The sequence below is a fragment of the Acidovorax sp. genome, assembly GCF_046314175.1.
GTDB lineage: Bacteria > Pseudomonadota > Gammaproteobacteria > Burkholderiales > Burkholderiaceae_C > Acidovorax.
In genome coordinates this window covers 1-19929 of sequence record NZ_JBKBXG010000091.1, presented here as the reverse complement: position 1 = coordinate 19929, position 19929 = coordinate 1, and the positions used below count along the sequence as shown (strand labels likewise).

Annotated in this window: 35 protein-coding genes and 1 tRNA gene; 30 read left to right on the top strand and 6 right to left on the bottom strand. The window is 64.2% G+C overall.

The window, feature by feature from the left end; genetic code table 11:
- The 11 genes from ACK4OE_RS20915 to ACK4OE_RS20865 all read left to right on the top strand — a co-directional run.
- A partial coding sequence (locus ACK4OE_RS20915; protein WP_409887709.1) for a phage tail sheath C-terminal domain-containing protein occupies positions 1–632 on the top strand: 632 nt, incomplete at its 5' end.
- A 38-nt stretch (positions 633–670) separates the two neighbouring features.
- Positions 671–1180: a phage major tail tube protein gene (locus ACK4OE_RS20910; protein WP_409887707.1), complete on the top strand. Its 510-nt coding sequence runs from the start codon at positions 671–673 to the stop codon at positions 1178–1180.
- 68 nt (positions 1181–1248) lie between these two features.
- The gene (locus ACK4OE_RS20905) at positions 1249–1599 is read left to right on the top strand and encodes a phage tail assembly protein (protein ID WP_409887705.1); all 351 of its coding nucleotides are present in this window, start codon (positions 1249–1251) and stop codon (positions 1597–1599) included.
- A gap of 8 nt (positions 1600–1607) precedes the next feature.
- Positions 1608–1730, top strand: coding sequence for a GpE family phage tail protein (locus ACK4OE_RS20900; RefSeq protein ID WP_409887703.1), 123 nt, complete (start codon positions 1608–1610; stop codon positions 1728–1730).
- Between the two features lie 33 nt (positions 1731–1763).
- Positions 1764–1943: a hypothetical protein gene (locus ACK4OE_RS20895; protein ID WP_409887701.1), complete on the top strand. Its 180-nt coding sequence runs from the start codon at positions 1764–1766 to the stop codon at positions 1941–1943.
- A 33-nt stretch (positions 1944–1976) separates the two neighbouring features.
- Entirely contained in the window at positions 1977–4463 is a 2487-nt protein-coding gene (locus ACK4OE_RS20890; protein WP_409887700.1) for a phage tail tape measure protein, read from the top strand.
- An 11-nt stretch (positions 4464–4474) separates the two neighbouring features.
- Positions 4475–4924 carry a phage tail protein gene (locus tag ACK4OE_RS20885; RefSeq protein WP_409887698.1) on the top strand — a complete coding sequence of 150 codons (450 nt, stop codon included), beginning with the start codon at positions 4475–4477 and terminating at the stop codon, positions 4922–4924.
- A complete protein-coding gene (locus tag ACK4OE_RS20880; protein WP_409887696.1) occupies positions 4915–5949 on the top strand; it encodes a contractile injection system protein, VgrG/Pvc8 family in 1035 nt (344 codons plus the stop codon). The genes ACK4OE_RS20885 and ACK4OE_RS20880 overlap by 10 nt, the downstream gene beginning before the upstream one ends.
- A gap of 125 nt (positions 5950–6074) precedes the next feature.
- Entirely contained in the window at positions 6075–6368 is a 294-nt protein-coding gene (locus tag ACK4OE_RS20875) for a DNA-binding protein (protein ID WP_409887694.1), read from the top strand.
- 2 nt (positions 6369–6370) lie between these two features.
- The gene (locus ACK4OE_RS20870; RefSeq protein ID WP_409887692.1) at positions 6371–6700 is read left to right on the top strand and encodes a BrnA antitoxin family protein; all 330 of its coding nucleotides are present in this window, start codon (positions 6371–6373) and stop codon (positions 6698–6700) included.
- Entirely contained in the window at positions 6697–6951 is a 255-nt protein-coding gene (locus ACK4OE_RS20865; protein ID WP_409887690.1) for a DUF2442 domain-containing protein, read from the top strand. The genes ACK4OE_RS20870 and ACK4OE_RS20865 overlap by 4 nt, the downstream gene beginning before the upstream one ends.
- 383 nt (positions 6952–7334) lie before the next feature.
- Here the strand turns inward: ACK4OE_RS20865 and ACK4OE_RS20860 are convergent, their stop codons facing one another.
- From ACK4OE_RS20860 to ACK4OE_RS20845, 4 genes are all read right to left on the bottom strand, one after another.
- Positions 7335–7799, bottom strand: coding sequence for a thermonuclease family protein (locus ACK4OE_RS20860; RefSeq protein ID WP_409887688.1), 465 nt, complete (start codon positions 7797–7799; stop codon positions 7335–7337).
- Between the two features lie 2 nt (positions 7800–7801).
- The gene (locus ACK4OE_RS20855) at positions 7802–8044 is read right to left on the bottom strand and encodes a hypothetical protein (RefSeq protein ID WP_409887686.1); all 243 of its coding nucleotides are present in this window, start codon (positions 8042–8044) and stop codon (positions 7802–7804) included.
- A gap of 64 nt (positions 8045–8108) precedes the next feature.
- Positions 8109–8366: a hypothetical protein gene (locus ACK4OE_RS20850; RefSeq protein ID WP_409887684.1), complete on the bottom strand. Its 258-nt coding sequence runs from the start codon at positions 8364–8366 to the stop codon at positions 8109–8111.
- Positions 8367–8392: 26 nt separating this feature from the next.
- Positions 8393–8836, bottom strand: coding sequence for a helix-turn-helix domain-containing protein (locus tag ACK4OE_RS20845; protein WP_409887682.1), 444 nt, complete (start codon positions 8834–8836; stop codon positions 8393–8395).
- A 183-nt stretch (positions 8837–9019) separates the two neighbouring features.
- Between ACK4OE_RS20845 and ACK4OE_RS20840 the strand changes: the two genes are divergently transcribed.
- From ACK4OE_RS20840 to ACK4OE_RS20750, 19 genes are all read left to right on the top strand, one after another.
- Positions 9020–9262, top strand: coding sequence for a hypothetical protein (locus ACK4OE_RS20840; RefSeq protein ID WP_409887680.1), 243 nt, complete (start codon positions 9020–9022; stop codon positions 9260–9262).
- Between the two features lie 13 nt (positions 9263–9275).
- The gene (locus ACK4OE_RS20835) at positions 9276–9515 is read left to right on the top strand and encodes a hypothetical protein (protein ID WP_409887678.1); all 240 of its coding nucleotides are present in this window, start codon (positions 9276–9278) and stop codon (positions 9513–9515) included.
- Positions 9506–9694, top strand: a complete 189-nt coding sequence (locus ACK4OE_RS20830) for an ogr/Delta-like zinc finger family protein (protein WP_409887676.1) — start codon at positions 9506–9508, stop codon at positions 9692–9694. The genes ACK4OE_RS20835 and ACK4OE_RS20830 overlap by 10 nt, the downstream gene beginning before the upstream one ends.
- On the top strand, positions 9685–10002 hold the full coding sequence (locus ACK4OE_RS20825) for an ogr/Delta-like zinc finger family protein (RefSeq protein WP_409887674.1): 318 nt from the start codon (positions 9685–9687) through the stop codon (positions 10000–10002). The genes ACK4OE_RS20830 and ACK4OE_RS20825 overlap by 10 nt, the downstream gene beginning before the upstream one ends.
- 89 nt (positions 10003–10091) lie before the next feature.
- Positions 10092–10508: a hypothetical protein gene (locus ACK4OE_RS20820; RefSeq protein WP_409887672.1), complete on the top strand. Its 417-nt coding sequence runs from the start codon at positions 10092–10094 to the stop codon at positions 10506–10508.
- Positions 10499–10654 (top strand): hypothetical protein, encoded by a 156-nt coding sequence (locus ACK4OE_RS20815; RefSeq protein WP_409887670.1) that lies wholly within the window; start codon positions 10499–10501, stop codon positions 10652–10654. Before ACK4OE_RS20820 ends, ACK4OE_RS20815 begins: the two co-directional genes overlap by 10 nt.
- A complete protein-coding gene (locus ACK4OE_RS20810) occupies positions 10651–10806 on the top strand; it encodes a hypothetical protein (RefSeq protein WP_409887668.1) in 156 nt (51 codons plus the stop codon). Before ACK4OE_RS20815 ends, ACK4OE_RS20810 begins: the two co-directional genes overlap by 4 nt.
- 2 nt (positions 10807–10808) lie before the next feature.
- On the top strand, positions 10809–11147 hold the full coding sequence (locus ACK4OE_RS20805) for a hypothetical protein (RefSeq protein WP_409887666.1): 339 nt from the start codon (positions 10809–10811) through the stop codon (positions 11145–11147).
- Positions 11147–13120 carry a replication endonuclease gene (locus ACK4OE_RS20800; RefSeq protein ID WP_409887664.1) on the top strand — a complete coding sequence of 658 codons (1974 nt, stop codon included), beginning with the start codon at positions 11147–11149 and terminating at the stop codon, positions 13118–13120. Before ACK4OE_RS20805 ends, ACK4OE_RS20800 begins: the two co-directional genes overlap by 1 nt.
- Before the next feature lie 21 nt (positions 13121–13141).
- Positions 13142–13363 carry a hypothetical protein gene (locus ACK4OE_RS20795; protein WP_409887662.1) on the top strand — a complete coding sequence of 74 codons (222 nt, stop codon included), beginning with the start codon at positions 13142–13144 and terminating at the stop codon, positions 13361–13363.
- A complete protein-coding gene (locus ACK4OE_RS20790; protein ID WP_409887660.1) occupies positions 13360–13575 on the top strand; it encodes a hypothetical protein in 216 nt (71 codons plus the stop codon). The genes ACK4OE_RS20795 and ACK4OE_RS20790 overlap by 4 nt, the downstream gene beginning before the upstream one ends.
- Positions 13572–13835, top strand: a complete 264-nt coding sequence (locus tag ACK4OE_RS20785; RefSeq protein ID WP_409887658.1) for a hypothetical protein — start codon at positions 13572–13574, stop codon at positions 13833–13835. Before ACK4OE_RS20790 ends, ACK4OE_RS20785 begins: the two co-directional genes overlap by 4 nt.
- A 23-nt stretch (positions 13836–13858) precedes the next feature.
- Positions 13859–14497 (top strand): hypothetical protein, encoded by a 639-nt coding sequence (locus ACK4OE_RS20780; protein ID WP_409887656.1) that lies wholly within the window; start codon positions 13859–13861, stop codon positions 14495–14497.
- The gene (locus ACK4OE_RS20775; protein ID WP_409887654.1) at positions 14494–14997 is read left to right on the top strand and encodes a hypothetical protein; all 504 of its coding nucleotides are present in this window, start codon (positions 14494–14496) and stop codon (positions 14995–14997) included. The genes ACK4OE_RS20780 and ACK4OE_RS20775 overlap by 4 nt, the downstream gene beginning before the upstream one ends.
- A complete protein-coding gene (locus ACK4OE_RS20770) occupies positions 14988–16859 on the top strand; it encodes a DNA cytosine methyltransferase (RefSeq protein ID WP_409887652.1) in 1872 nt (623 codons plus the stop codon). The genes ACK4OE_RS20775 and ACK4OE_RS20770 overlap by 10 nt, the downstream gene beginning before the upstream one ends.
- Positions 16856–17104, top strand: a complete 249-nt coding sequence (locus ACK4OE_RS20765; RefSeq protein WP_409887650.1) for a hypothetical protein — start codon at positions 16856–16858, stop codon at positions 17102–17104. Before ACK4OE_RS20770 ends, ACK4OE_RS20765 begins: the two co-directional genes overlap by 4 nt.
- Positions 17104–17418, top strand: coding sequence for an ASCH domain-containing protein (locus tag ACK4OE_RS20760; RefSeq protein WP_409887648.1), 315 nt, complete (start codon positions 17104–17106; stop codon positions 17416–17418). The genes ACK4OE_RS20765 and ACK4OE_RS20760 overlap by 1 nt, the downstream gene beginning before the upstream one ends.
- A gap of 21 nt (positions 17419–17439) precedes the next feature.
- Positions 17440–17697, top strand: a complete 258-nt coding sequence (locus ACK4OE_RS20755) for a helix-turn-helix transcriptional regulator (protein ID WP_409887646.1) — start codon at positions 17440–17442, stop codon at positions 17695–17697.
- Positions 17698–17764: 67 nt separating this feature from the next.
- Complete coding sequence (locus ACK4OE_RS20750; protein WP_409887644.1) at positions 17765–18406, top strand: hypothetical protein; 642 nt, start codon at positions 17765–17767, stop codon at positions 18404–18406.
- Positions 18407–18446: 40 nt separating this feature from the next.
- Here ACK4OE_RS20750 and ACK4OE_RS20745 read toward each other — a convergent pair whose 3' ends face one another.
- On the bottom strand, positions 18447–19646 hold the full coding sequence (locus ACK4OE_RS20745) for a tyrosine-type recombinase/integrase (RefSeq protein ID WP_409887642.1): 1200 nt from the start codon (positions 19644–19646) through the stop codon (positions 18447–18449).
- A gap of 164 nt (positions 19647–19810) precedes the next feature.
- Positions 19811–19887, bottom strand: a tRNA-Pro gene (locus ACK4OE_RS20740).
- Positions 19888–19929: the final 42 nt, after the last annotated feature.

Sequence of the window (19929 nt, the reverse complement as noted above, 5' to 3'; positions counted from 1 at the left end):
TCTGGCCGCGCGTGAAGGTGGCCACGCCTGGCACCGGCGTGGTGGTGGACGCCTCGCCCGTGGCCTACGCCATGGGCCTGCGCGCCAAGATCGACGCCGAGCAGGGCTGGCACAAAACGCTGTCCAACGTGCCCATGAACGGCGTGCTGGGTATCAGCAAGGATGTGTTCTGGGACTTGCAGAACCCCGATACCGACGCGGGCCTGCTCAACGGCGCCGGCATCACGACGCTGATCCGCAATCAGGGGTTCCGCTTCTGGGGTTCGCGCACCTGCAGCACCGACGAACTGTTCGCTTTCGAGAGCGCCACGCGCACCGCGCAGATCCTGGCCGACACCATGGCCGAGGGCCACTTCTGGGCGGTGGATAAGCCGCTGCACCCCAGCCTGGTGAAAGACATCCTCGAAGGCATCAACGCCAAGATGCGTGAGCTCAAAACCCTGGGCTACATCCTCGACGGCCGCGCCTGGTACGACGAAGAGGTCAACGTTTCCGCCACGCTCAAGAACGGCAAGTTGACGCTGGACTACGACTACACCCCCGTGCCGCCGCTGGAAGACCTCACGTTCCAGCAGCGCATTACCGACCGCTACTACGCCGACTTCGCCCTGCGCGTGGGCACGGGCGAGTAAGGCCGCACCACACCACCGATTGACTACAGGAGAACACCATGGGATTGCCCCGAAAGATCAAGAATTTCACCACCTTCGTGGATGGCCACAACTGCGTCGGAGAGATGCCCGAAGTGACGCTGCCCAAGCTCGCCCGCAAGATGGAAGACTACCGTTCGGGCGGCATGAGTGCCCCCGTGAAGGCGGATTACGGCATGGAGGGCATGGAAGCCGAGCTGACGGCCGCCGGCTACATGAAAGAGCTGTTCACCAGCTGGGGCACGCTGCGCCACGATGGCGTGATGCTGCGCTTTGCCGGATCGCTGCAGGGCGACGACAGCGAGAGCGTTGACGCGCTGGAAGTCGTCATGCGAGGCCGGTTCTCGGAAATCGACCCAGGCAGCGCCAAGGCCGGCGAAGCCACGGCCATTAAGTACAAGGCCGCCCTGAGCTACTACAAGCTGACCATCAACGGCGAAACGCTGATCGAAATCGACGTGGTGAACATGATCGAAATGGTCAACGGCGTTGACCGCCTGGCAGAGACACGCGCCGCCCTGGGCATGTGACGCCCGCCACCATTCGCACGGCCCTGAGCGGGCCGCGCCTTCTTTCCATCTTTCCCGGATCCATTGCCATGAACACACCCGCCCAAACCGCCCCCGCCGCCGCTCCCGCTGTTGCCATCGCCGCCCCCGGAATCCCCGTGGGCATCCCGCTGGATACGCCCATCCAGCGCAACGGCCAGACCATCACGCACGTGCTGGTGCGCAAGCCCAACGCGGGCGCCCTGCGCGGTCTGTCGCTGGTGGAGGTGCTGCAGATGAACGTGACAGCCTTGCAGGCGTTGCTGCCCCGTGTGACCGAGCCGCCACTGCTGCGCCAAGAAGTGGACGCGATGGACCCCGCCGACCTAGTAAGCCTGGGTTCGGAGGTGGTCAGTTTTTTGGTGCCGAAGGCGCAGCGGGAGGGCTTCCAAACCGCGTAGAGGACGCCATGGCCGACCTGGCCCTGGTGTTCCATTGGCGGCCCGCCGACATGGACCCCATGAGCGTGGCCGAGCTGATGGACTGGCGGGAACGAGCGCGCGAGCGCTACGAGCGGCAGTCCGAGGAATGACACCCCGCACCCTTGGATGTGCAAGAATGAACCATGCTTTCCGCCCTGCTGAAATACACGCTGCTTACAGCCCTGGTCCTTTCGGGCCTGTGGCTGCTGATGGTGCCGGTGTACATCTGGATACTGCACCGCGACGCGATGCTGGCACCCCAGCGTGCGGCCGAGCTGGCCGAGATCGACGCGCTGCTGGCCGAAACCGCCCCTACCCGCTAACACCTTGCGCCACGCGCGCCCGTGGGGTGCGCCATGGCTGACCAGTTGCGCCTGCGCGTGGTGCTGGACATGGCCGAGCGCGTGCTTGCGCCCATGAAGCGCATCAGCGGCGCCAGCGGGGAAACCGCCCGCGCACTCAAGGCCGCCCGCGACCGCCTCAAGGAACTGAACGACCAGCAAGGCGCGGTGGGCAATGTGCAGCGCCAGGCGGCCGAGCTGGCCCGGTTGAACAACGCCCTCAAGGTGAAACAGGCCCTGCTCGATGGCATGCGGGCCAGCGGCACGGCCACGGCCGCGCAGATCAAGCGCGAGGAACGGGGGGTGCGCGCGCTGGCCGATGCGCTGGAAGTGCAGAAGTCCGCAGCCGTAAAGGCCCGCGCTGCGCTCAATGCCATGGGCATTACCGGCAACTTGAACGCGGCGCAGGCCCGCCTCAAAGCCGACATTGACGGCGCCACGGCCGCCATGGGCAAGCAGCGTGTGGAGCTGCAGCGCCTGGCCGCCCAGCAGCGGCACCTGCAGGAACTGCGCGACAAGCACGCCAAGGCCATGCTGCACACCGGCATGGCGGCCGGTGCGGGCGTAGCCATGCAAGCAGCTGGGCGCCGTGGGGTAGAGATTGGCATGGGGCCGGTGGCCAACTACTCCAAGCACGAAAACGCCATGCTGGGGGTTGCGCGACAGGTGCCCGGCGCCCGCAACGAAATGGGGCAGCTGACCGAGGTGTACCGCCAGGCCGAGCGCGACGTGCGAGCGCTGAGCGGGCAGATTCCCATTGCCACCACCGAAATCGCTGCGATGTTTGCTGCCGCCGCACGCATGGAGGTGCCAACAGGTGAGCTGAAGGAATTCACGCTCCTGGCCAGTGAAATGGCCACCGCCTTCGACGCAGTGCCGAGTGAACTGGCGGAGTCGATGGGTAAGGTAGCCAAGAATTTCAACATCCCACTTCCTCAGATTCGCGCGCTTGCGGATTCGATCAACTACCTTGATGACAACTCCATCAGCAAGGGCGCCGACCTCATCGACTTCATGAACCGTGTCGGCGGTGTTGCATCGGTTGCCAAGGCTTCGGCAAACGACTACGCCGCGCTAGGGTCTACGCTGCTCACCCTCGGGGAGACGCCAGAGAACGCGGCAACGGCAGTGAAATTTATGATGGGCCGGTTTGCCGCTGCAACGAAGGGAACAAAGCCATTTAAAGCTGCGCTGGACGAAATTGGTATGTCTACCGAGGCGATGCAGAAGGGCATGGCCACGGATGCCATGGGCACAATGGACAAGGTTTTGACCGCCATTCGAGCGCTGCCAGAGGACAAGCGCGTGGGCGTGCTTGTGGAGTTGGTGGGCCAGGACCACTTCGGCAAGATTGCCAAGCTGCTGGACAAGCCCGAGGAGCTGGCGCGCCAGCGCGAGCTGGCCAACGGTGCCGGTGCCACGGGCTCCATGGCCCGCGAAGCGGCGGCGCGCAATGCCACCCTGTCCGCACAGTGGCAGATGATGAAGAACCGGGCGTTCAACCTGAGCACGGTTGTGGGCGCAACCCTTGTTCCGGCGCTGCTGAAGCTCATCAATCTGGTAAACCCCATCATCGAGCGCGTCGCCAAGTTTGCGCACGAACACTCCACACTGGTGGGCTGGGTGCTGGGGTCCGTGGTGGCATTCTCGGCGCTCACAGCGGGCCTGGGATTCCTGCTGGTGCCCCTTGCGCTGATCGCGGGCAAGGTGATGCTGCTGCGCTTTGTCTTCGCTCGCCTCGCGCTCACGGCGGGCGGGCCGCTCGCGGCCGGCCTGCGGGTGGCTGGCCAGGCCGCCATGGTTTTCGTTCGCGGGGGCCTGCTGGCCATGCTTGCGGCCAGCTGGCCTGTCATCGGCGCCATTGCCATCATCGCCGGAGCGGCCCTTACGATTTACAAGTTTTGGGGGCCTATCAAGGCATTTTTGGGCGGCGTGTGGGACGGCCTGGCCATTGGGCTGGCACCAGTGCTTTCGCAGATGGCGCCCCTGCTGGAGTTCGGCAGCACGCTGGTGGGCTGGCTGGGCCAGGCATGGCGGTGGTTCACTGATCTGATCGCCCCCATTCAGTCCACCCAACAGGAGCTTGCCGGGTTTGCCAGTGCTGGCCAACTGGTGGGCGAAGTGCTGGGCGGCATCGTGGCCAAGCTCATCCAAGTGGCCAGCCACGTGCCCGTGCTGGGACTGCTGGCGCGCGTGTCCTCGCTCATTGGGGGGACGGGTTCGCCAGGCGCCGCCGCCGGCCTGGGGTTGCCTGGGGGGTTGCCGGTGATGCCGGCCACCACCGGCCCAGGTGCGCTGCGGTTCTTTGAAGAGCCCAAGCCGCTGAAATTCAATCCCAGGGGCGAAGGTGGCGGCAACACCACCACCAACAACATCACGGTGAACGCTGCCCCCGGCATGGATGAAAAAGCGATGGCGCGCGCCATCACCTTTGAAATGGACCGCCGCGAGCGGGCCAAACGCTCGAACGTGCTGTCCACGTACGGCGACATCGACGGATAGGAGCACCACACATGCTGTTTTCTTTGGGGCAGTTCACCTTCGGGCTGCAGACCCTGCCTACCGACCAGCTACGCAGAGTGGCCGCATGGCGCCACCCCAGTAGCTCACGCGTGGGCGCTAGGCCCGCACGCCAGTTTGTGGGACAAGGCGACGAAACAATCAACCTGTCGGGCGTGCTGGCGCCTGAGTTCGCGGGCTCCATGCGTTCGCTGGACGCACTGCGCAAGATGGCCGACAGCGGCAAGGCCTGGGCTTTGGTATCGGGCGGAAACCCATGCGAAGTGTTCGGCGCCTTCGTCATCGAGAACCTGACGGAAACACGCTCTGTGCTGATAGACACCGGAGCCGCGCGGCGCATCGAGTTTGACCTGCAGCTGATGCGCGTGGACGATGAGCGCGCAGAGCCATCGGGCGGTGTGGACCCCTGGCCTGTGGATGACAACTGGGAGTGGTGGCTGTGATCGCGGCGCCGGACTACCTCAAGACCAGCCAGCTACACCGCGCACCCACGTTCACGCTGGTGGTGGACGGTCGGGACATTTCCAAGAAGGTGGAGGCGCGCCTGGTATCCCTCACCCTCACGGAAGCCCGAGGCGGCGAAGCCGACCAGCTGGACCTGGTGATTGACGACAGCGACGGCCGAATGGGCATACCTGCCAAGGGGGCCGAGCTGGCCCTGGCCCTGGGCTGGGAAGGCAGCGGCATGCAGGACAAGGGCACCTTCGACGTGGATGAGGTGGAGCACAGCGGCACGCCCGACACCATCAGCATTCGCGCCCGATCTGCAGAGATGCGGCGCGAGCTGCGCACCCGCGCGGAGCGCAGCTACCACGGCAAGAAGCTGGGCGAAATCGTGGGCGACATTGCAAAGCGCAACGGCCTGCAGGTGCGCATTGACGACAGCCTGGCAAACACACCGGTGGAACACATCGACCAGACGCGCGAGAGTGACTTGCACTTCCTCACGCGGCTGGCCACGAAGCACGACGCGGTGGCCACGGTGAAGAAAGGCCGCCTGGTGTTCAAGCCCATAGGCAGCACGAAGGCCGCCAACGGTGAAGACCTCGAAATCATCACCATCACCCGCGCCGATGGCGACCAGCACCGCTACCACAGCGCCGACCGCAACGCCTACAGCGGGGTGCGCGCGTACTGGCACGACCCGAACGCGGCTGAGAAAAAGAGCGTGCTGGTAGGCGAACAGGAAAACGAAAAGCGCCTGAAAGACACCTACGGCAGCGAGGCCGACGCCATGGCCGCAGCGCGGGCCGAACGCGGGCGCATCGAGCGGGGCAAAGCCACCATGGAACTAACCCTAGCCATCGGCCGCCCCGAGCTGATGCCGCAGACCCCAGTGGTGCTACAGGGTTTCAAGGATGTGATCGACGCCACCGACTGGCTGGTGGTGAAGCTGACGCACACCCTGGGCGATAGCGGCCTGACCACGCGCATGGAGCTGGAAACCCGCGCAGCACAGCAGCCCTGAGAAAGGCGCAAACCGCATACCGAAGCCCGCCCCCAAGCGGGCTTTTGTTTGTGGCCATTTCTAGACACTAGCTGTACATACAAAAAAAGAAAGCACAAAGAATAAAATGTATGTACAATAAAAACATGTTCACCGTTATCGAAACCCCGACATTCCAAAAAGAAGCCGCCAAGGTATGGACAGAAGCCGAGCGGATGGACTTCATCGCATGGATTGCGGAAAACCCAACGGCAGGTGATGTGATTCCTGGTGCAGAAGGCGCCCGCAAGGTGCGCTGGACCGTGCAGGGAAAGGGCAAGCGCGGCGGGGTGCGCGTGATCTATTTCAACCTGAGCGACGATGAACTGGTGCTGCTGGTGGCGGTGTATGCAAAGGCCGATAAGGCCAACATGCTCCCCAAGGAAATCGAAAGGAAGTAACCATGAAAAGCCTGGAAAAGATGAAGGGCCTGAACCTGGAAAAAGTGGCCAAGGCCATCGAGGCCGACGCGGGCCAGGCCTTGCCAGGCCTGCGCGAGTCGCTGGCCGAGGCGAAGGCCGGTGTGTATGGCGCGGTGCACACCCCCGCACAGATTGCCGCGCGCAAGCGTGGGCGGCCAGTGGGTACCGTAAAGGCTGATGCGAAGGTGTCCACCACCTTGCGCGTGGATGCTGATGTACTGGCCGCCATCAAGGCCAGCGGCGCGGGCTGGCAGACGCGCGTGAATGCGGTGCTGCGCGAGGCTGTGCAGCGGGGCAAGCTGGCGGCATGACGGCTGGACAATCCACCATCACCGCCGTGACGGCCTTGGCCGATGGTGTGTTGCAGCTGACCTTTGCCGATGGGGAAACGGTGCGGGTGGATGTGAAGCCCATCATCGGGCGCCACCCCACATTGCGCGAGCTGGCGGATCCTGCCGTTTTCAGCCGCGCGGCAGTGGGCGAATGGGGCGGCACCGTGACGTGGGGCGCTGATGCTTTGGAGCTGGCCGCCGACAACCTGCGCGCCCGTGCTGCGCAGTAAACGGGCCGCTACCCCCGCACCCACGTGGGCACGCCATCAACGATCTGGCATACCTTGTCCAGTCGCCCCATGTGAAGGATTGCCCCGGCTGAGTAGGTGCCGCCCTGGTAGTGGCACGCAAGGGGCGGATCGGGTGGGTTGGTTGTTGGGCTTGGACCGCCGAACAGAGCAATCAGTACGGCAATGCTGGCTAAGCCTACGCTGGCAGCGCCGAAAAAAAAGCCACGGCAATGGGGCCGTGGCTCGTGGTCGAAACGTACTTTTCAATATGGGTCACTGCGTTGCCCGCCACCACCTGGCCAGCATCGCAACCAATCATCACCTTTCCCTCTCCTTGCACCTTGTGTCCTTGTTCTAGTTTGACGGGACACAAATTGTTGCAGCTATTCGGCGGGCCTGTTGGGGGCGCTCGGGCTGCTGGTGGTCTTGCGCCACTCCCAGGGCGGCACAGGGTTAGATTGCGCCCACAGGCCCGCGCGCGCAGCCCGGGCGCGCTGCTGGAGGTGGGCCAATGGCGCATCGTCAGCAGTCGCGTAACGCACATACACCCAAGCCATCCCATGGGCCACAAGATCGGCTCCAGCATCACGGCCTTGGCATGACACATCACCCACCATGCGCCCGTAGCGGTCCGTGGCGCGGGGAGTAATCTTGGCGCGCTGATCAAAGCACAGCGCCGCCAAGTGCTGGCGGCTGGCCTGGCCGAAGGGCTGGCGACGTTCTGGGGCATCAATGGCGGCAAGCCGCACGGTCACTTGCTGGTAAGCGCCTGGCTCGCCACAACGGGCTTTGATGGTGTCGCCATCGGTGATGCCGATGACAAAGCAAAGAAGTGCCGACGCGAGCAAACTCAGCGCACGTTGCGGGCGATGTAGAACACGATGCCTGACAGCAAGGTGCCAAAGGTGATCATGGCGCCGATGATCTTCCATGTCTGGTCGTTCATGGCTTTGAAAACATCAGCGTTTTGCCGTGCCAAGTCTTCTTTGGTGGCGTAGTTGGACTTGATGATGGAAACGTCCTTCTCGATAGCACCAAGCCGCTCGCTGGTCTTCTCAGCGAGGGATTCGAGTTTAGCGATGCGGGCTTGCATATCGCCATTATCTGGGGGTTCACCGCCCGGCTGCAACTGATCGCGGACTGACCTCAAATTCATATTAAGAACCTTGCCCATCTTCCACTCCGCTGTCTGCAGCCTTCCGAATCATCTTCAAAATCGACGCTCTCATGCGCTGCTCTTCGGGCGATTCGTTATCGCTCTCGGGCGCACCAAGGTCTTCAAGGTGCTTTTCGAAGTCGTGGCGGTTTAGCGTTCCACTTTTCGAGAGTTCGTGAACCAAATAGGCCACCACACCAAGAAGCGTGACAGTGGCCGTTGCCTGTGTTGCCAAGTAGTTTTGCACCGGATCGCTCAAAGATCGCCCCTTGAATAAATCAGCGCTTACTTGCGCTTGCTGCCGACGTTGAATGTCATTGGCGCGGTAACGGTCTGATCACCGTTCACCTGCTGGCCCACGTCGCCGCCGATGGTGACGCGCGAACTATGACCAACGGCAATCGTCGCATGCGCTGCACGTTTGGCCAGCTCTGCCACGCCTGAAAGCACTGCACGTCCTGCTTCATCGGCCTGCGAGAAGCTGTCCAGCAATGCGCGCTCTGCTGGGGCAAGGGTGGCACTGCTTTGGTCTGCGCGGCGGCCCGTCACGATGTACTGCACATCGGCGCCGACATTGGCCACGCCCGCCAGAAACGACACATCTGGAAAGCGCGTGCCTTTCTCGTAGTTGATGACGGCGCCTTTCAGCACCCCGCCAGCACTCCCGAAAGCCTCCTGGGTAAGGCCCAGTCGCTCGCGCTCTTCCCGAAGTCTTGCAAAAACACTCATTTGAATAGCAAAATCTCATTGACAGGTACGCAAATGCGCACCACAATGCAAATACGTTGTAACCAATTCACTCCAGATAGTACACATGCGCCGCAATACCACGTTGCAAACCAATTCCACCGTGTGGGCGCGCACTGCTGGCACGCCCTGAGCGGGGTTCTCCTTCCTTGCCTAGAAACGACTATGTACACAGCACTGACCACCCCGCCCGCTGCCCGCCAGCCAGCCCAAAGCCCTGCCCTGGCGCCTGACCGCCTGGTGCACGACAAGCCCATTGCCCTGCGCCTGACGCAGGCCGAGCGCGACGAAGCGTTCCAGCTGGCCGACGAAGAAAGCCGCAGTGCCAGTAGCTTTGCACTGCATGCCTACCGCCTGGGCGTGGCCGAGCACAAGCGCCGCCGCGCTGCCCTTGCTGCCAACGCCTGAAAGCCGCCACGCTGTGCCACGCCACCCCGTCATCATCCTGAGAGCGCGCCGACTGGGCCTGACCTTTGCCCGCAAGGGCGTCGCCCCAATGGCGAAGAACCTGCAGCAAAGCCAGCTGCCCGCCCAAAGTGGCGCCGATCTCTTTGATGCCATTGTGCTGACCTTCGCGCAAGCAAGCGCAGAGCCAAAGGCCGTTTGTGCGCACTACGTCACGCCCACCGCAGCTATTGAGGACGGCAACCCATGCGAATGATGTGCCCACACTGCAAACAGAACGCCTACACGCGGCACAGCGGGCAGCTGACCACCGACAGCCGCGAAACCATCTTCCAGTGCCGCAACTTCAAGTGCGGGCACGTGTTTTCGAAGGTCGCTGAAATCAACAGGACCGTCATCGCTGCAGCTATCGAGGATCGCCCACCATGCGCATGATGTGCCCCCATTGCAAACAGAACGCCTACACGCGGCACTCTGGCCAGCTGACCACCACCAGCCGCGAGACGATCTTCTACTGCCGCAACTACGAATGCGGCCACGTGTTCAGCGCCGTGACTGAAATCAACCGCACGATTTCACCCAGCGCGACGCCAGACCCCACGGTGGTGCTGCCCATGTCATCCCACATCAAGCGTGCCTTGCTGCAGCAACAGCTGCAGTCGATGCCATCGGCTGACTATCAGCCGCGCCATGGTGGCTTTGTGACCGGCGACCTTTTCGCAGCGATGCCCGCCGCCGGGTAGCGCCCTCCCCCTCCCTTTTCCCAAACGCCTGACGGTGCCCCTTTTGGGGCACTGCGGGGATTCGTTCGCCTTGAGTTTTTGGAGTGCCTATGAAAACCACCAAAAAGACCGCCCCACGGTCTGACCTGTACGACGCGGTAGTCGCGGACGCAAAGAGCCGGTGTGCGTCGCGCGTGCTTGAGGCCGCGCGCATGAAGGGCCTTATGGCGCTGCTGCAGCCGAGCATGGCCGCCATCGGGGCGGCGGGTTTGGATGTGCGCCCTTCTGACCTTTTCGAGTTCTCAATGGGTGGACGCCGTGGGATTCACCTGACTGTTGAGACCGATGAAAAAAGGCGGCGCCTTTACGAGGTGCTGGTTTCCGAAGGGCTGTGCGAAACGGAGCGCTGGGGCATAAGCGGTGGCGGTTGCATCGTGACCCTTGAGCGCGGCGAGTTGGTCGTAGTGATGTGCTTTGTTGGTGGCGAATCCGAAGCGCCAGCAAAGGGAGGTGAAGCATGCGCTTGATCGCCTTCCGTGTATCCCTGCTTGCTTGCGTGCTGGTGGCCGTTGCACTGGCCATTGGCGCTGCGCCCTTGTTGTGGCTTTCCGGCGCCTTGATGGTGGTGGGCTTGGCGGCCATCGTGGCCGCGCTGGCCGGGGTTGCACCATGAGCTGCTACCGCGTGACGCACATTGACGTGCACCACCGCCGCCGCCGCTTGCGCGTGCCGGCCGTGAACCGCCTTCATGCGGTGGCCTGGGTCGAACAGCTGTACGGCGATGCCTGGTACATCGCGGCAGTGCGTGAGGTTGGGGGCCGCTGAGCATGTCTGAAGCGACGCACCCCGAGCCGCTGCATTCACCCGTGGCGCGCATGCACTATGCGCGCCTGTTCGGGGTGGGCAATGGCTCCCTGCGTGATGAGTTCGTGAAGACGGCCAGCAAGATGCAGTGGTCGGACGCGGAGTCCCGCGAGTGGGCGCGCCTGGCAGAAACGCACCGCATGGCGTTGATGTTGCTGGCCGGCGTGGACGGAGACCTGGGCGTGCTGGCGCAGCGCCACTGGCGCGAGCTGCCAGAGCCCGAGCGCGTGGCCTTGAAGGCTGAGGCCAGGTTTGCGCGGCGCGAATTCAGCCGCCTGCATGCACTGACGGGGCGGTGGTGATGGCCAAGCGCAATCAGTACCAAGACTGGAGCACCGTGGAGCGGTGGCAGGCCAACACGCTGGCCGCCAAGCTCACGGCCACGCTGCCTACGCAATGGGCCGATGGTGTAGCCGAGCTGCGCCGCTCGCCGCCTGACACGCCTGTATGGCAACGCAACAGTGCTTGGCTGGAGCGCCTGCAGCAGTTCAAGGCCGACCACGGCGACGCGCTGCACTGGAGCATGAGCGATGCCGACATTTGCGAGCGTGCGCAGGCCGTGGCCGAAGGCGTGGCGCGCTTGATGGACCTGTGGCACGAACCGGCAACACCGGCCGCGCCCGTGGAATTGGACGATCAGCGGCCAAAGGCGCTGACAGACGACGAGCGCGCGGCCCTGGTGGCGGACCTGCGGCATAAGCCACTGACCGAGGCCGAGCAAGTGGCGCTGGTGCGCACATCTTGCAAGCTGCTGGACGTGGAGCCACCCGAGGCCGACACGCCAAAGGGCGTGATCGGCAAAGGCCAGGACGTGGCGTTCTGGCGCAAGCGCCTGCGCCAGAAGGTAGCGCGCGTGCGCGAGCTGGGCGCCATCAAGCTGGGTGTGGTGAACCATCAAAAGGGGGGCTACTGCAGCAACGCGGCAGTGGAGAACCGCCAGCAGCAGCTGGCCCGTGCTGCGGCCATGATGGAGCACACCCTGGTGCGCAATGAGGCTGGGCAGGTGTACCGCCTGGGCGAGCTGGCAAAGCTGGGCGTATCAGACCGCGACGTGCGCCGGGGCGAGCTGATGGTGCGCATTCGCGGTTGCGAGGAATACGCCGACGCGGCGGGCCATGTGGGCCTGTTCTTTACGCAGACGTTGCCAAGCCGGTTCCACGCCATGCTGGCGCCCCCAAAGGGCACCCGCCTGGCGTCGCGCAAGAACCCCAAATATGACGGATCAAGCCCGCGTGAGGGGCAGGCTTGGTTGTGCAAGCGGTGGGCCGATGCCCGCGCAGCGCTGGACAAGGCGGGCGTTCGGTTCTACGGCTTTCGCGTGGCCGAACCGCACCACGATGGATGCCCACACTGGCATTCGCTTTTCTGGTTCCAGTCTCGCGAAGAAGCGCGGCTGGCGTCGGTCATCATCCGCCAGCACTGGCTCAAGCCCGAGGACGACGAGTTCCCCGAGGTGAAGTGCAAGAAGACCCGCGCACACCTCCAGACGCGCCAGCCAGGCGCCCGTAAGAACCGGGTGAACGTGAAGTGGCTCGATGCTGGCGGCGCTGCTGCCTATATCGCCAAATACGTGGCCAAGAACGTGGGTGGCTCGTACCAGATCAACCATCTTGACGGCCAGGGCGAGGGACACGCGCAGGGCCAGCTGTTCGATGTGGATGCGGGCGATGTGCCCGGCTATGTGCGGGTGGATGCCTGGGCCGCGACCTGGGGTATCCGACAGTTCCAGCCCATCGGCCAGCCCAGCGTGGTGGCCTGGCGCGAGATGCGCCGCGTTACACACGATCAAGTGGAGCAGGCCCGTATCGAGGGCGACACCATCGCGTGGCGCATCTATGGCGCCGTGCACCGGGTGGGGTCCATCAAGGCCGACTGGCGCCGGTTCATGGAGCTGATGGGCGGCCCTTGCCGCAAGCGCGGCGAGTGGGCTATGTCGGTGGCGCACCGCGAAACCGAGACCACGAACCGCTACGGCGAAACAGTCGAGAAAAAGGTGGCAGTAGGCCTGGCGCTGCAGTCGGGCCGGTGGCTGATCTCGCGCCGCCAAGCGTGGAACCGGGTAGCCGATGGCCGCCAGGACCCCGAGGCCCGCGCCGCGAAGTCGGCGCCTTGGACTTGTTTCAATAACTGTAGAGCACGCCTGACCGGCGAACTACGCAGAGCGTTTTTAGGCCGGGGCCGTCACGAAATCGAGGACTGGACCCCGCAGCCCGAACCGCAGCAGCAGCCAGGCCGGCCCGCTGCCCACCCTTCCCCCGAATTTTTCCAACCCTGAACCACTGCAGGAGGTATGACCGTGCCCGCAAAACTGACCATGCCCACGCTGGGCCTCACCAATCCGCGCTTCCGCTACCGCAATTCCAGCAGCACGGACATCACCGAGACGTTCAAGCGCGCCCGCCGTGCGATGAACAAGGCAAAGCGCGACACGGAAAGCGCACAGCAAGCGCTGGAGCTGGAGCCCGAGGCCTGGGCCGTGGTGGTGGCCATGCCTCAGCGCGTGCGGGGCGCGGCATGAACATGCAGGCCCTGGCCCAGCTGGTGCCACCACTGCGCGGCTGCGCGCTGTGCGCCCACGGCATGGACCGTGAAGGGGTGCGCCACTGCTACGCCCCGGCCGTGCGCCAGGTATTCGGCGTGCAGCCAGTGGCCACCGCCCGCAGCTGCGTTGAGGCGTGCGGCCCCGGCGCCGCCCACATGCACATGGACGCATGGAGCGCCACGGCATGACAGCGCCCACCGCCGAAGCCCTGCGCGCGGCCCTGCGCTCTCTGGTCCACCTGCCCGCGTGCCGCGAGTGGCCCACCGACTACGACGCCGTGATGGCCGACCCGTGGCGCATGCGCCTGGTCCGGCTGCAGGCCACGTTCCTGGCACGGGTTGCCGCCGAGAAAGCGGCGGCCCGCTCGCCGCCCCTTGCCCCACCGATGGCCATGCGCCCGCCTCGCTTTGACCACAAGCGGGCAGCAGCTGGCGACCTCGACGACTGATTCACACGAACCCAAGGAAACCCATGAAAACCCCTCTCATCATTGCCCTGACAGGCCGCCCCGGTGTCGGAAAAGACACCATCGCCGATGTTCTGGCCCCTCAACAGGGCTTTGCGCGCATCGCCTTTGCTGACGCGCTGCGCCGCGAGGTGTGCGAGGCCTGGCGCATCGACCTGCGCATGCTGACTGACCGCCAGACGAAGGAATGGCCTATTCCCGCGCTGGCCGTGGGCATGTGCAGCGACCCGGCGTTCATGCGCTGGATCGCCGATGGAGGAGACACCCTGACCGACCCGCGCAGCCCGCGCTGGGTGCTGCAGCGCTGGGCCTCGTTCAAGCGCCGCTTCATCCCCGACTATTACGCCCGCATCGTCGAACGCTGGATCGGCCGACAGATGGGCTGCGGCTGGAACCGCATCGTGGTGACGGACCTGCGCGACCCTGTGGAATGGACAATGCTGGCCCGCCTGGGGGCAAAGGTGGTGCGTGTGCACCGGCCCGAACTGGCCGCACTGCCCGACGACACGGCAATGCATGTCAGCGAGCAGCACCACCGCATCGCGGCGCATGCGGACATCCTCAATGATGGGTCGTTGCAGGCGCTGGCTGACGCAGCTATCGAGTGTGTCGAGTTGCTTGATGTGCGGGAGGTGGTTGCATGAAGTCGCACACCAAGCGCCGCATGAGCAGGCGCAGCCCCCAGCAGTTGGCCCACTGCAGCCCGGTGGGCGTGGCCGTGTCCCGGCGCCTGATGCCATCCGAGCAGCTGGAGCTGCACATTTCCATGTTCGACCTGGAGCACGGCGCGCCATGCGCGGAGCGGCTGGCCACCCTTGCCTACACCCTGGCCGTGGGCACCAGCATTGAGGCCGACGCGCGGCTGGGTTCGCCAGACTGCAAACAGATGCACTCGGCCCTGCGCACCGTACTGGCCATGTGCGCAGCCGGGAACCGCTGGGACCGCGCCCAGGCGCCGGTGCTGTACGCGGCCGACAAAAAGGCCGAAGCCCTGCTGCTGGCCAATCCCATTCAACCCAAAGACCTGGCAGACCGCTGCGAGGCCCTGGCCAGCCGCGTGCGCGCGGGCGTCGCTACCTTGGCCGAAGTGGCTGGGCCTGAGATTTATGCCGCAGCTGCGGCCGAAGGAAAGAAATGCACCTGAATCACGTCCCACAGAAAGTAACCCATTTCCACCTGTTCGGCGGGTCCGGTTCGGGGGCGGCCGGGTTCAAGGATGCTGACCCGAGCATCGGCGCGATAAAGGGCCAGATGGTGCTGCTGGGCGGCATCGACGTGGACCAGCGCGCGTGCGCGGACTTCCTCATGCTGAACGGTGTGCCCCAAGCCTGCGTGGACCTGTTCAGCCTGCAGCAGTACCTGGCCTGGCACGGCCACATGCCGCCCGAGGGCTGGCGCGAAGCCACGGCCGACACCGTGCGCGCTGCCGCGCAGTGGCAGTTCCCCGACATTGTGTTTTTGTCGGCACCATGCAAGGGGTTTTCGGGCCTGCAGTCTCCTACACGGGCGGCCACGCCGAAGTATCAAGCGCTCAACGAATTGACGCTGCGCGGAGTGTGGCTGATGTTGGAGGCCTTCGCGGACGATCTGCCGGGCCTGATCGTTTTCGAGAACGTGCCCCGCATCGCAACGCGCGGCCGGCACCTGCTGGACCAGATTGTGGGGATGCTGCAGCACTACGGCTACGCCACGGCCGAGACGACGCACGATTGCGGCGAGCTGGGCGACGGCCTGGGCCAAAGTCGCCGCCGGTTCCTGCTGGTGGCCCGCCTGGTGCGCAAGGTGCCGCCCTTCCTGTATGAGCCGCCCAAGCGCGCGCTGCGTTCGGTGGGTGAAGTGCTGGGCCACATGCCGCTGCCAGGCGACCCGATGGGCGGCCCCATGCACCGCGTGCCAGCGCTGCAGTGGAAAACCTGGGTGCGCCTGGCGTTCGTGGAGGCCGGCAGCGACTGGCGCAGCTTGAATAAGCTGGCTGTAGAAGACGGAAACCTGCGCGACTACCTGCTGGTGCCGCAGTGCTATCCCGGCGTGATGGGTGTGAAGGGCTGGGGCGAACCGTCGGGCGTTGTGACGGGCAAAAGCCGGCCAACCAACGGCGATTTTTCCGTGGCTGATCCGCGCTTTGCCCCATCGGCCGCTTGGAAGGACGGCCAGGCACTGGGCGTGCGCTGCTGGGGCGAAGCCACGGGCACGGTGGCCGGTCAGCAAGGGCCGCTGCAGGGTGCATACAGCGTGGCAGACCCACGACACGGTGGCCCTGAGAAGCACTCGAACGAATACCGCATCGTCGCCTGGGACCGGACGGCGCGGGCGGTGACGAGCGCGCACGGTTCCGGCCAGGCTGTGGCAGACCCGCGTGCGGGCGATGATCCCGCGCAGCTGCACGGGAAATGGCACGTCACGCCCTGGGCCGATTCGACACGGGCCGTGATAGCGGGAAGCACGTCTGGCGAAGGCGCGGTGGCAGTGGCTGACCCGCGCACGAACATGAAGCGCGCCAAGGGCGACCACTACCTGACCGGCGGGCACTACGGCGTGGTGCACTACTCCGACCCGGCCGGCGCCGTGAGTGCATCGGCGTGCCACGACAACGGCCCATGGAGCGTAGCGGACCCGAGGGCGCAGGCCTGGGCACCAGCGCTGCCAGGCGCGAGCGACAAACTAGTGGCGCGCATCAGGTCACTGGATGGCACATGGCACCGGCCATTCACCACCCTGGAGCTGGCCGCCCTGCAGAGCTTCATAGACCCCGAAGAATGGTTCGCAGCTGGCGGGCCTGCTGATCGAGGCGAGCGGTTTGTGCTGGATGGTCCAAGCGACCAGCGTTGGCGCGAGGCCATCGGCAACGCAGTGCCGCGTAAGTCTGCAAAGGCCATCGGCACAGTGATGGGCCAGACCATCCTGCTGGCGAAAAACGGCGAGACATTCGTACTGGGCAGCACGCCCATTTGGGTGCGGCCGATGGTGGCGGCGCTGGCGGTGGCGAGCGAAGGCGGTGCGGCATGACCTTGATGCAACGTCAAGACGCGCTGGTGGCCAAGCTGGAGCCAGTGCACCGTCGATTCATCAGGATGGGAAACAGTGGTGGCGGTGCATACGCCGGCCAGCGTTCCCGGCTGAAACACGTGCACATCGCTGAAATGCGTGCGGCCGGCTACAGCAGAAGCGAGGCCGCAGAGAGTGCCCAGCAGTGCGACGACGTGGCGCGCTTGAACGCTGCCCACGATGTGACCCGTGAAGGGGGTGCGTGATGGCTGATCTGGTGCTGCCACTAAAAACGGCGTACTTCGACGCCATCCGCCTGGGCCAGAAGGCGGAGGAATTCCGCCTGCGCACGCCCTATTGGCGCCGCCGACTCGAAGGGCGCACCTTCGCCCGTGTGGTGTTGACCAAAGGCTATCCCCCAGCGGGCGACGACACCCGCCGCCTGGTGCGCGAGTGGCGCGGGTTCCGCGAAACCACCATCACGCACCCCCACTTCGGCCCCGAGCCGGTGGAGGTTTTCGCCATCGACGTGAGCGCGGCGCTACCGGCTGAAACCGGCCCTGCCAGCTCGACAAATTGACCGTGTGAGAAGGAAGAAGAAATGCAAACCGTCGAAAAAGTTGTGCCCCTGTTGCGCCTCCCAAGCGTGCTGCAAGCCACGGGGGTGGGCCGCACCACCCTGTACGAACGAATCAAGGATGGCATGTTCACGCCGCCCATCAAGCTGGGCGCCCGCGCTTCGGCCTGGCCAGCGAATGAGGTGCAGGCCTGCAATGACGCCATCATCAGGGGCAGCGGCGCCGATGAAATTAAGGGGCTGGTGTCTCGACTGGTGCAGAACCGCCGGCAGGTAGTGTGATGGGCCGCCGCAAGGTCAGAAAGCCAGCTGAATACACTCAGCCCATGAATTAGGAAAGGAAGTAAACATGGCGCAGAGACCTGCGGACCGAAATTTTCTCGAAGCCGCGTTGGACAACGTGGAGGTGTTGCTTGATGCAGCGACCGAGAATGAGGCAGTTAAATCTATCCCGATTCTTGGAACCGCAATCAAGCTCTGCAAGGGCTACGACGATTTGCGAAACAAGGCGTTTGCGGCGAAGGTATACAAGTTTGTAATGGAGCCCTCACTGCAATCCGCGCAGAGCAAAGCCCGCTTGCAAACTGAGCTGCATACAAGGGAGGGGGCGGCAGAGGAAGTGGGCGAGGCCTTGTTCCTGACCCTTGAAAAACTCGCTGATATGCGCAAGCCCGCCCTTCTCGCTCAGGTCTTTGTAGCCTACTTGGATAACGTGATCGACGTGTCAACGTTCAGGCGTTTGGCAGCTGCAACCGATCAAGCGTACTTTGATGACCTCGAATTGCTGCTGGAGGTACCGGACGATCATTCAAAAAAGGAAGGGCTGGTGTGGAAGATGCGGCTACTTGGCACTGGGCTGGTGTCGCCGGTAGGTGGTGAATCCTGGGAAGAAGGCGACATGATCTTTATGCAGATGACCGAACTGGGGACCTCATTCCGCAAAGCTGTTGCCCACGCCAAATCCGTAGCGGCCCAGGCGCATCGGGTCTAGTTCATTGAAGGCGCAAGTATTTTTGCGCCGACCCTAACCGTCAGGGCAGGGTAATCGCCCGCCCGCGGAGCGTGTCAAGGTGATCTGCCCACAGCTGCATCAACGCGGTGCGCTGGGGCAGATAGGTGGCGTGGTTGTATGCAGCGCTTACCCGGTCCCGCTCTTGGTGTGCCAGCTGCAGTTCGATGACGGCGTGATCCTGGCCGAGTTCATGCAGCACCGTTGAAGCGATGCCACGAAACCCGTGGCCTGTCATTTCCCCCTTGTATCCCATGCGGTACAGCGCAAACAAAATCGCGTTGTTGCTCATCGGCTTTTCATGATCGTGTCCCCCTGGGAATAGCAGGTCATTGCCTGTTCCCACCCGCTGCAGTGCCTGCAGCACTGCCACCGCCTGGGTGGACAGCGGCACGATGTGTTCAGTTTTCATCTTCATGCGGCCGGCGGGTATGCGCCACTGTGACGCCGCAAGGTTGAATTCCGACCATTCCGCCTTTATCAGCTCGCTGGTGCGCACGAACGTCAGCGCCATCAGGTGAATGGCCAGGCGCGTGCGCACGTGCCCCCGGTAGTCGTCCACGTCGCGCAGCAACTGCGGCAGTTTGGCCACGTCCACCCGCGCATAGTTCTGCTCCCGGACCGGGGCCAACACGTCAGCCGGTTGAACATCGCCGCAGGGGTTGTGCTCTGCCAAGCCGTGGCCGATGGCGTACCGGAACACCTGCCCCGAAATCTGGATGGCCCGCCTGGCTAGGTCATGCGCGCCCCGTTGCTCGACCTTCTTAGCCATGGCCACGATCTGCGGCGCCCGGATTGTGGCAATGGGCATCGCGCCGATTTGCGGGAACGCATCCAGCTCCATGCGGCGCAGCACCTGGTCCGCGTGCTTCTGCGACCGGGTGCGCGCCCAGCTGACATGCCAGGCCCTGGCCACACTCTCGAAAGAGTTATCGGCGGCCACCGCGCTGGCGCGCTTTTGCGCCTGGCGCTTTGCCGATGGGTCCGAGCCATCCAGCACCTGGCGCCGGGCATCGTCGCGGGCCTTGCGGGCCTGCAGCAAAGACACGTCCGGGTACACGCCCAGGCTTAGGCGTTTCTCCTTGCCGTCCATGCGGTACTTGAACCGCCACCATTTGCCGCCCGATGGGGCGACCTCAAGATAAAGGCCGTCCGCGTCGTAGAGCTTGCGCGGCTTTTCAGCAGGTTTCGCCGCCTTGATGGCGGTGTCAGTTAGGGGCATGTGGGGCAACTCCGGGAAGTGGGGCAATTGCTGCCCCAAAAGTTGCCCCAAAGTATAGGTGGCTGTCAGCGGACGATGCCGGACGATGAAGAACGCGGAAAGCCGCGCCACAAAAGAGAAATCCGCCAGGTCCGTATCTCTACGAACACTGGCGGATGAATAAATGGTCGGCGTGGCGGGATTCGAACTCGCGACCCCTTGCACCCCATGCAAGTGCGCTACCAGGCTGCGCTACACGCCGACAAGACTTAGATTATATGCACAAAAAACCTCAGTTCAGAGA